The following is a 10399-nucleotide window of genomic DNA, read 5'->3' as shown; positions in this document are numbered from 1 at the left end:
GCCGCGTACCGTTGATTCTGAGCTCAAACTGCAGGCCGAGAAAATCCGCGGCCCGTCGGGATATTGTCATGCGGGAGAGAAATATCTCGAAGTATTCCATCACCGGCGCAATGGTCGTGTCAACCTTGAGTCTGAAGGTTATCGTCTTGCCCTCACGGTCAACGGTTAGGGTTGAACGCTGAACTGCGTAGTTCACCCGGTCATGGATGTCGAACTTGATGAGCGCCGGGTTGCGTACCCGGCTTCGGTGGACGTCGGCCTTGTCTGCAAGAATCAGGGCCGCAGATACTTCCGATACCGGGTTTCCTCCTTCTTCGTGGTGATTGCCGATTGCCGCAACAATCCGCAGCACTTCGGAATAGCCCATCCCCAGCCGCAGCAGGATGTCTCGGGCAAGGAGCGCGCTCATGCGTTCGTGTTGCTCGCGGTTGATGACGTTGCCGACGTCATGGAGATACCCAGCGATTGCCGCCAGTTCAGCAACCCGCTCGTCCTCACCCAGCGCCAGTAGGACTGACCGAGCGTTCTTGGCCACGAGTCGTGCATGACGCTGACCGTGCTCGGTATAGCCCAGTAACGCAAGCTGCCGGTCCGCCTCTTTCACTAGGGCAACTACCTCAGGGTCCTTGACCACTGCCTTGAACCCAACCGGAGTCAGCGCATGAGACACCGCCGCGTAACCCGGCAAGTTGTCAGATTCCATTCTGGAAAACTGCGGTTTCAGACCGCGTCAGGTTGTTTCCGCCTGCCGGCCGTTGGCCAGCGTTTCCTTAAGATATTGTTCGTAGTCGTGTAGTAGAAATTCGTCAGCGACAAGCTGATTCTTCCAGAGGATGGCGACTTCGTTTGCGCCGAAGGTCTTGTCCAAGAAAATCTGAATCTTCGGCCCGCCGGTATAGTTCATGTCCTGGATAATGACACCACTGCCACCAGGGTTGTCGCCGCACACGGTGTACTGCTCGGCCGCTTTCTCGGGGTCGTAGTCCCACAGTTGCGGTCCTCGCACAGCCCGCTTGTAGCGCAGAAACTCAATCAAATCATTGGCCAGAGATATCATTATCATATGGTCTTCAGCCGGAGCACTGCCGGCCACGTAGTTCTTGAAGGGAACGTGCAGACAAACTCCAGTTTCGCCCCGACCTTGGCCATAGAAAACCCGTTCGCCGTCGAAAACTTTGCTGAGGTCACGACGCGGGTAGTGAAGCATGCTCTCTCGCCTGTATACTACTGATGTCTCAAATCTTGTCAACCGCTCAGATTTTGCCCTCCTTGTGCTTACGCTCCAGGTTGGCTAGCATGTCCCGAGTCATCGCATCAAGGTCGTAGGCCGGCTTCCAGCCCCATTCTTCCCGAGCCGGCGTGTCATCGAGCGCCATTGGCCAGGAATCGGCAATCTTCTGCCTGAAGTCTGGTTCATAGGTGCAGACAAAGTCCGGGTAGTACTTTCTGATTGACGCCGCGAGCTCACCGGCCGAGAAGCTCATCGCCCCGACGTTGAAGTCGCAGTGATGTTTCAGCCGGCTGAGGTCTGCTTCCATCAAGTCCATTGTCGCCTTCAAACAATCCGGCATGTACATCATCGGCAGTCGCGTATCCTCTCGTACAAAGCAGGTGTACCGCCGGTGTTTCACCGCTTCGTAGTAGATCGCGACCGCATAGTCGGTCGTACCGCCGCCCGGCAATGTTTCGTGCGAGATAATACCAGGGTAGCGCAATCCCCTCACGTCGAGACCGTACCGGTAGAAATAGTAGTCGCCAAGCAGTTCACCCGCAACCTTGGTCACACCATACATTGTCTTGGGCTTGAGGATGGTATCGTTCGGGGTACATTCTCTCGGCGTCTCCGGGCCGAACACCGCAATCGAGCTGGGAATCAGAACCTGGGTCATGTCGTGCTCACGCGCACACTCAAGCACCTGAATCGTGCCGTTCATGTTCACGTCCCAGCAGAGCATCGGGTTCTTCTCACCGACTGCTGACAGAATCGCCGCCATATGGACGATGGTATCAATGTTGTGCTTCTTGACGACCGCTTCGAGTGACTCGCGCTTCGTCACGTCAATGAAGTAGAACGGCCCTGAGTTTTTCAGCTCCTCACTCGGCGGGGTCTTCCGGCCGGTCGCAACCACGTTCTCGGCTCCGTAGCGCTTGCGCAGCGCCAGGGTCAGCTCAGAACCAATCTGTCCTACTGCACCGGTAACAAGCAGACGCTTTATCTTCTTTGCCATCTTCGTTGCTCCTTGAGTTGTGTTTCTTGTCCTGTCTGACTCACGGGCATGAAATATACTCACGACACCGCTTTCGTCAAAGGATGAAAGTAAATGAGGGTGATGGACGCAAGCTTTACAATCAAGCTACAACCGGTATACTTGCGGCCACGCACCGTGGTGAGTGTAGCTCAACCTGGTCAGAGCACCTGGCTGTGGCCCAGGATGTTGGGGGTTCGAATCCCCTCACTCACCCTTGAGAAGAGCGCCCGTAGCTCAACTGGACAGAGCGCCGGGCTTCGAACCCGTAGGCTGCGCGTTCAAGTCGCGCCGGGCGCGTCTGCCGGACCGAAGCGCAAACTGTCCAGCGTTGTAACATTCTGCCCCGCTAGCTCAACTAGGCAGAGCAACGGATTCTTAATCCGTGGGTTGCAGGTTCGATTCCTGCGCGGGGTATCAACTGTTCCGTCCGCACCGGTGGAGGTGGACTGTGGCTGACGAGAAGCATAACGTCGTGCTGTCTGATACCGGGCCAAGTCTGACCGAAACAGCCGACCTCTTGCCCCGCCAGAAGGAGCGTTGGCAGGCATTGGTGGATGTCCTGTATCTAATGCAGCTTTTTGCAGTGTACCTTATGTCCGCGCTTTATCCATTCTTCGGACTGTTCTACGGAATTCTGTTCATGACCGGCGGCATCGCACCCAAGACAAAACGAATCGGCAAGGTCTGTCTGATTCTCGGCATCATCAACCTCGGTATCTGTCTGCTTGTCGGCATCGGCATCCTCGTGCTGGGACTTACTGGCCTTTTGGCCGGTCTAGCCAAGGACTAGCCGGCATGTTCCTTCTTTGCTTACTCCTTGCCGGCCCTGTGTTCTACCGACCTCCGACCGGAGCCGGCATACCCGAACCCCAAAATCGGCCGGTCTGGGTATTCTTCACTGACAAGGGTATCTTCACTGAGACCGAATATCGCGCTGCCCTCAAACGGTTTGAGGAAGATGCTCCGGCACTACAGCGTAAGCGTCGTGGGCTGAGCTCCCGGCCCGGATACGACTTCGACGACCTGCCCGTGCGCGAGGCGTATATCCGTGAAGTCGAGAAGCTCGGCGGCCGAGTCCGGACCGTATCGCGCTGGCTCAACGCGGCCAGCTTTGACTTGCCGGGTCACGCACTTCATGCGGTCCGTTCGCTGCCTTTCGTACACGAGCTCAGGACGGTGGCAGAACGAACCGAACGCGAGCCGGTGGAGCATAACTTCCCACTTTCCACCGTGCACAAGGTGCGGTCCCAGGCGCTGGACACTGCAAAGGCACATCGTTTCTATGGCCCATCTTACGACCAGGCCCAGCTCATGGGCGTGCCTGAACTGTTCTACAAGGGTTACTTTGGCTCCGGGGTCAAACTCGCCATTTTCGACACCGGTCTGAAACTGAAGAACGTCGGCGTCAAAGGGCTACGCGTAACCAAACAGCACGACTTCATCTCAGGCGACAATTTCCATACCGCTGGCACCCCGGACTGGGCTCCTCGACCGCTTGACCAGCTCCGCTACCTCGGCTTGGCCAAGGCCCCGGTCCTGGACCTCTGGGGCAGCAAGGCGCGGCTCATATTCGTGGCTGACAGTTTCTCCTACGGATACAGTGCTCCGCGTCGGGCGATCTTTGCCAGCCGGTCTAGCGATGCCGGTAGGTCTTGGTCTGCACCATCACTCCTAGTAGTCTCTCAACCCGCTTCACCGATGTCGTCCCATACTTTTGAGAACCTGCGTCTTGTCCGGAATGACTCGATAACATACCTCGCGTTCAATGACCTGCTCTCAAGCTACCGCTCCCGGCCCCGGGCTGAAGTCTATCTCGGCTGCTTTGTCAACGACGTCTGGCAACCACCGGTCAGGGTGGGTTACGGCCGTTGCCCTGATGTCTGTTTCATGCATGACACAGCCTACTTCTGCTTTGTCGAGACCGACTCCAACATCCAGTTTCGCAAAGGCTCACTCGAAACGCCTCAGCCTAACTGGCGACTCGTAACAACCATCCGCACTGCTGCACCGCTTGAAGCACTGAGGATAGCAGTTGACTCTACCGGTGCGGTTCTGATTCTTGGGATTGACCACCATGCCGGCAGAATGGCCCAGTTCCGCTCAACTGACCGGGGAACGAGTTTCTTCCCAGACCCTGACCCGGTCGCATCCGGTGCAGCCGACTTCCAACTCCAGCAGAACGGCTCCAACCTGTTCCTCTTCATTGCCGACATTGCGACCGCGCCCTTCACCCGGTTGAACCTGCTACGCTCCACCAACTTCGGTCTGACCTGGACTTTGTCATCAACGCTATGCGACAGCCTGCTGACACTCGGCTCTTTTGCCGCGGATTACTCCAATCAGGCCGGGCTGAATCTTGCGTATGAGACTGGTGGCCTATTGTACCGCACGAGTTCAACTGACCAGGGCACGACCTGGCAGACTCCAGCTCTCATTGACACTGCCGGCTTCTGCTATCTACCCGCGGCCGCCGCCGACGGCTCAACTCTTCTCTTTTCCTGGGTGAAGCGTGGCGACGACAACGTGGCTTGGGAAGAATCAGACACGGCAAGATTCTCGTTCGACCAGCCAGACCACGGTACTCGGATGGCCTCACTCATCTGCGGATACCAACCCTACTCCATCGTCGGCATAGCACCCGGTGTGGACCTCATGGTGGCAAAGACCGAGTTCCACAAGACCGCGGGCTCCCGGTACTACGAGTACAACCTCGAAGAAGACACCTATGTCGAAGCCCTGGAATGGGCTGAAAGCAACGGTGCTGACATTGTCTCGACTTCGCTCGGGTACCGGGGCTGGTACTCTGATGACCAGCTTGACGGCAAGACCGCACCAATCTCCCGTGCTGCCGGCATCGCTGCCCAGAAGGGGCTTGTGGTTGTAACCGCAATTGGCAACCGTGACACCACAAGCTACCCATGGCCAAGGCCATACATGACCGCGCCGGCCGATGCGTTCGGAATCATTGCTGCCGGCGGAGTCGAGCGCAATCTCCTGCCCTGGCGTGGCACCGGCACCGGTCCGACCGCGGACGGCCGGATCAAACCCGAGCTTGTCGCTCTATCCGACACAGTTGCCGTCGTGGCCCCGGACTCGGTATCAGGCCTTGAAGGTTCGGTAGGAACTTCGTGCGCAACCGCGCTCATCGCCGGCGCCTGTGCGCTTCTGAAAGAAGCCCACCCGACCTGGTCGGCTGACTCGCTGCTGGCTGCGCTTTTCGCAACTGCTACCCGGTCAGTTCCAAACTGCACTGTCGGATTCGGTGTACCACAGGTGGACTCGGCATTCAGAGTATTCCCGCCCGCGTCCGGAGTCAGCCCAACCCGGCAGGATGAGCTTGTTCCTTTTCCCAATCCCTTTCTGGCCGGAACCAACTTGAAGCTCTACTTTGCCATCAATCTCACCCGGCCATCTCCTGAAGCGAGCATCTCGATATTCTCCACTTCGGGCACGCTCATAGATACTCTGAAGCTCGACGTAACACCCATGTCCCGGCCCGGCCGCTATTCAGACGTAAGGACTCTGGACCAGATTGGCGCATTCTGGGACGGCAACAATGCCTCAGGCGAACCGGTTTCATCCGGCCTGTATCTTGCGGTCTTGAACACCACCTACGGTAGCGCAGTCAGCAAGTTCTGCTTGGTCCGCTAGAATCCGGCTGATGTTGACACTCGCAGCATAGCGGATAACATCTAGCGACAATTGTAGATTCCAGCGTAGCTCAACTGGCAGAGCATCCGGCTGTTAACCGGAGGGTTACAGGTTCGATTCCTGTCGCTGGAGCTTTGCGAGCTCGGCCCGGTTGACCGGGCCGAGCTCCTGAACTTGCTCTGCGCCTCGTATAGCTGGGCCGCCCCGAAGGGCGGCCCAGCGAGGTCAGACGCGGAACTTAGTCGAGCAGGATTGTCTTGGCCGAGACCGGCTTGCCGTCAACAACCAGACGGTAGAAGTAGGTTCCGGCAGCAACCCTGGCTCCGGCGTTGTCCGTACGGTCCCATACCACGGTCTTGGTACCAGGCTCGGTCACGCCTTGGGCCAGTGTGCGTACCAGCTTACCTGCTTCATCGTATACACACAGCGAGGTGTTCGCTCGTGTTCCGACATAGTAGCTGATGCGGCCCGACTCGCGCACAAGCGTCGGTGCGACTTTCTCAAGCGCGAACAGCGTGCCCTGGGGCCGCTCTTCTGCACCGACGATACTGGCGTCGAAAATCATGTGGCCATAATAGGCCGGATTAGCCCAGTTGGCCATCAGAAGACTCTGCGGCCACCAGCCCCAGAACACACTGCCTGCCTGGGCCATGTACATGAAGTATCCGACCGTATCACCGACATCAACCGTCAAATCACCCTTGAGTGCGCCCAACTGGATTTTCGCCTCAATCTGCAGGTGACCGCTCGTCGTGCCACTCGCGCTCACTGCGCCCGGACACTGACCCGGCATGCGCCACACATTAGGTACCGTGTTGAGAAGCGCCCGGTACACAACCGAGTCCGCACTCACATATTCAACCCAGTGATTGCCCTCGCTGGAGTCGGTTGACCATGTATGGCTGTGGTCCTCGTCAACATACGGCCCAAACTGGTCGTAGTTGGTACGGGTCGCAACCGGTGGCACATCGCACGCCATGTAGATGAACCCGGGCGACGAGTCATACAGAAAATACATGTACACGCTGCCTGCAGGTCTCGCACCGGATCCGCCACGGTTCGCAAGGTCTGATATGTCGTACCACACCGAGGCGGCCCACTCGCCCGGACTGATGACGCCGTCAATTGTCGGCGCATCGGTTGCGATTCGACGCACGTGAATCGTCTCGCTGAACACCGCACCGGAAATCGTCACATTCCTGAACGAGGTATCGTTTGCCTGGTTCTGGTCGCCCGGCAGGCTCGTGAACATCGTCACCCTGTACTGCGCACCGGCCGGTCCCGAAGTCCAGTTCGGGAACGCAACCGAATCAATACCGCCACCTGGTAGCGAACCGGTGTAAGTTACGGTCTGGTTATACACCCTGGTCGCGCCCGAATCAATCCAGCAGCTCACCGGGAACCCGGTCTGCGCTGCAGTCCCGAAGTTACGAAGTTGTGCCTTGGGTGCAATCGTGCCCGGAGTCATTGCGCTCGGCGGTGATAGTACCGTGCTGACACCAACGTCATTTGCCACCCCGGCAATCCGGCGCAGACAGAACACTGAGTCCTGCGTCATCTGACCAAGCACGAGTAGGAACGTGTCGCCGCGGAACATCTCACAGCCACCCATCGTCCCGCCTGTAATCTGGGTAATCAGGGTCGTATCGCGCAAGGTCCAGGCCGGATAGTTGTAGCGTAAGCAAGAGTAATCATACGACGCGGTAGATGCATATACCTGGCCTTCGTTCTTTGCCAACCCCAAGCCGTAAATCCCGCTGTGTCCGGCTGGCGCAACCGTATGACAGTTTGTGCCGGTCTTCGAGCACTTGATGATGGTTGTGCCGAAGTTAGACACATACAGCGAGTCGCCGTCGCCGGTAATGCCCCGGACGATGCTGGGAGTTGGGCTTCCGGTCAGCGTATAGGTCGCAATCAGGGCACGCGTCGTGGCATTGATCTTGTCCATCCGGTTGTTTTCGCACCCGGCATAGACCGCATTCTCGGCCCGGTCATAGTACATGTCTCGGTAGCCCCAGTTGTACCCGGCCTGCACGTACTGCTTGAACGAGTCCAAGAGCACCCTGGTTCTCGCATCGAACACAAGAATCCAGTTCGTGTCTGTGGTCCCACCTGAGACTCCGCCCGAGGAAACCCAGACCAGGGTATCCTGGACACCGGTCACACCCACGCATCCCTGTTGTCCGATGCCGAATGCCCACTCAACTGTGTAAGTGAAGCCGTCTATCTCGATCGGCGCGCGCGTGTGCTCCTGCGGGCTGCCGATGACGTCTGCCGTTGGTCCTGTCTCAGTCGGGCCGGTTGCCGTCAGACCAGGGACGGCGAACGCGGCCGCAACCAGAAAGGCTACGGCGAGCACCATTCCTGCTTTCATACTGCTGTCTCCTTTCGTTTGAGAAACCTTGCTTTGGCTGCGCTGCAGGAATGCCGCCACTCAGGCTTGCCTCCCATGTGAAGGCTGGACTGTTCCCGCAGGGGCCACATTTGACAATAGAATATCCCCGCACAATGTCTTGTCAAGCACACCCGATTTCACTGCTGGAGGGTCGGACAAGACGAAACTTCCGGCTCCAATCGCGGCGCAGGACCGAGGTAGTCGCATGTAAGACAGGGCCGCAGGACAATTGACTGTCTTCCCTGGTTCTGTCTCATCACAACGTCGGCCGACTTCAGCCAGAAATCATCTAACAGGGATTACAGAAACAAGACTGGCTTCGCCGGCTGCATGCTTGACACGTCCGGCAGCAAAACTAGAATCCGACGGTGGAACAGGAACCACTGATTAGCCGCATTGCCCGATACGCCGGAGATACTGTAACGCTCAAAGGCTGGGTTTACAATACGCGCTCGTCCGGCAAGATAAGGTTTGTGCTGCTGCGTGACGGCACCGGTGTCATCCAGTGTGTATTTGTCAAAGGTGCAGTTCCAGAACCGGCCTTCGAGCTCGCCGACTCGGTCACGCAGGAATCAACGGTCGAGGTCAGCGGTACGGTGCGCGAGGACAAGCGCGCGCCCGGTGGATACGAGCTGACCGCAACCGACCTCAAGCTCATTCACCTGGCCGAACCATTCCCGATAACGCCCAAGGAACACGGCGTTGACTTTCTAATGAAGCATCGTCACCTGTGGATTCGTTCCCCGCGCCAGGTCGCGATTCTTCGTATCCGCTCTGCAGTCATCAAGGCCTGCCGCGACTTCCTTGACAATGCCGGATTTGTCCTGTGCGATACTCCGATTCTTACCCCGGCAGCTTGCGAGGGTACGACTACGCTGTTCAATGTTGACTACTACGGCGAGCCTGTTTTTCTCACCCAGTCCGGCCAGCTTTACAACGAGCCGCTCGCGGCCGCGGTACGCCGGACCTACTGCTTCGGTCCGACATTCCGCGCCGAGAAATCCAAGACCCGACGACACCTGACCGAGTTCTGGATGCTGGAACCAGAAATGGCTTTCTGCGACCTTGCCGGTGCGATGGACTTGGCTGAGGACCTTGTCGCCGACATAGTGGCACGCGTGCTGGACCGCTGTCGGCCTGAACTTGCGACTCTGGAACGGGATATTGCGAAACTGGAAGCAGTCCGAAAACCTTTCGTCCGGATTTCGTATGCCGAGGCGGTCAAGCTTCTACGGCAAAAGGGTAAAGACGTGAAACCCGGGGACGACTTTGGTGGCGATGAGGAGACGGTTATTGGTGAGAGTCATGACCGGCCGGTGTTGATTCACCACTATCCGGCCGCCAACAAGGCTTTCTACATGAAACGTGACGCAGAGAACCCGACCTTGGCGCTCGCAATGGACATGATTGCGCCCGAAGGTTACGGTGAGATCATCGGCGGCGGTCAGCGCGAGGATGACATCAACGAGCTTGAGAAACGAATTAGGGAATACGGGCTTCCGCGCGAGGCTTTCGAGTGGTATCTTGACGTGCGGCGATTTGGTTCGTTTCCCCATTCTGGATTCGGCCTAGGGCTCGAACGAACCGTTGCCTGGATATGCGGCGTGCGTCACATTCGCGAGACGATTCCGTTCGCCCGGATGCTTGAGAAGATTTATCCATAGGAGGTAGTAATGCCGGAAACAAAAGTTGGAGTAATCACCCACTACTTCGGCCGCATCGGTGTTGCGGTTCTCAAGGCGATCAACGCTCCACTGGCGGTCGGAGATACTATCCGTATCAAAGGACAACACACTGATTTCACTCAGGTCGTCGAATCCATGCAGATTGAACATCAAGCGATTACCCGACTTGAGAGTGGCGGTGAGGCCGGGCTCAAGGTCAACGAAAAGGTTCACGAAAACGACGAGGTTTTCAAAATCACACCATAGGTCTGACATGTCCGGTAGGCCCATTCCACCCCCAGAGGAAACCAATGGCACGAAGTAAGAGCAAGATCAAGCGTAAGCGTCATCGCTGGGCACTCAAGCGTCGGCGCAGCCGCGAACACCGTAGAGCCGTCAGTTCTGCCCGGCAGGAGTAGCCGGCCGAACGGCAGGGTCAG

9 protein-coding genes and 4 tRNA genes are annotated in these 10399 nt (G+C 57.6%); 8 read left to right on the top strand and 5 right to left on the bottom strand.

Annotated elements, in window-relative coordinates; translation table 11 throughout:
- The 3 genes from ABIL25_09675 to ABIL25_09665 all read right to left on the bottom strand — a co-directional run.
- A partial coding sequence (locus ABIL25_09675; protein MEO0082534.1) for an HD domain-containing protein occupies positions 1–703 on the bottom strand: 703 nt, incomplete at its 3' end.
- 27 nt (positions 704–730) lie between these two features.
- On the bottom strand, positions 731–1207 hold the full coding sequence (locus tag ABIL25_09670; GenBank protein MEO0082533.1) for a hypothetical protein: 477 nt from the start codon (positions 1205–1207) through the stop codon (positions 731–733).
- Positions 1208–1253: 46 nt separating this feature from the next.
- Entirely contained in the window at positions 1254–2228 is a 975-nt protein-coding gene (locus ABIL25_09665) for an NAD-dependent epimerase/dehydratase family protein (GenBank protein ID MEO0082532.1), read from the bottom strand.
- 159 nt (positions 2229–2387) lie between these two features.
- Here ABIL25_09665 and ABIL25_09660 point away from each other — a divergent pair.
- The 6 genes from ABIL25_09660 to ABIL25_09635 all read left to right on the top strand — a co-directional run bounded on the left by ABIL25_09660 (position 2388) and on the right by ABIL25_09635 (position 6032).
- A tRNA-His gene (locus ABIL25_09660) sits at positions 2388–2462 on the top strand.
- Positions 2463–2472: 10 nt separating this feature from the next.
- Positions 2473–2546 (top strand) — tRNA-Arg (locus ABIL25_09655).
- 43 nt (positions 2547–2589) lie between these two features.
- Positions 2590–2663, top strand: a tRNA-Lys gene (locus ABIL25_09650).
- A gap of 34 nt (positions 2664–2697) precedes the next feature.
- On the top strand, positions 2698–3039 hold the full coding sequence (locus tag ABIL25_09645; GenBank protein MEO0082531.1) for a hypothetical protein: 342 nt from the start codon (positions 2698–2700) through the stop codon (positions 3037–3039).
- A gap of 38 nt (positions 3040–3077) precedes the next feature.
- Entirely contained in the window at positions 3078–5900 is a 2823-nt protein-coding gene (locus tag ABIL25_09640) for a S8 family serine peptidase (GenBank protein MEO0082530.1), read from the top strand.
- A 59-nt stretch (positions 5901–5959) separates the two neighbouring features.
- Positions 5960–6032 (top strand) — tRNA-Asn (locus ABIL25_09635).
- A gap of 106 nt (positions 6033–6138) precedes the next feature.
- Here ABIL25_09635 and ABIL25_09630 read toward each other — a convergent pair.
- On the bottom strand, positions 6139–8274 hold the full coding sequence (locus ABIL25_09630) for a FlgD immunoglobulin-like domain containing protein (protein MEO0082529.1): 2136 nt from the start codon (positions 8272–8274) through the stop codon (positions 6139–6141).
- Between the two features lie 389 nt (positions 8275–8663).
- Here ABIL25_09630 and asnS point away from each other — a divergent pair, with 389 nt between their 5' ends.
- Both asnS and ABIL25_09620 read left to right on the top strand, forming a co-directional pair.
- On the top strand, positions 8664–9959 hold the full coding sequence (gene asnS, locus ABIL25_09625; protein ID MEO0082528.1) for an asparagine--tRNA ligase: 1296 nt from the start codon (positions 8664–8666) through the stop codon (positions 9957–9959).
- 9 nt (positions 9960–9968) lie between these two features.
- Positions 9969–10226, top strand: coding sequence for a hypothetical protein (locus tag ABIL25_09620; protein ID MEO0082527.1), 258 nt, complete (start codon positions 9969–9971; stop codon positions 10224–10226).
- On the opposite strand, the gene ABIL25_09615 is transcribed toward ABIL25_09620, so the two are convergent.
- Positions 10190–10399, bottom strand: a 210-nt coding sequence (locus ABIL25_09615; GenBank protein MEO0082526.1) for a hypothetical protein, incomplete at its 5' end; no start/stop codon positions are given. The two genes, ABIL25_09620 and ABIL25_09615, sit on opposite strands and share 37 nt — an antisense overlap.

The organism is candidate division WOR-3 bacterium (genome assembly GCA_039801365.1).
In the GTDB taxonomy this organism is placed as follows: Bacteria; Hydrothermota; Tepidihabitantia; order Tepidihabitantales; family Tepidihabitantaceae; genus JBDRUN01.
Note: the sequence above shows the minus strand (reverse complement) of the source record. Positions and strands in the feature narration are given on the sequence as shown.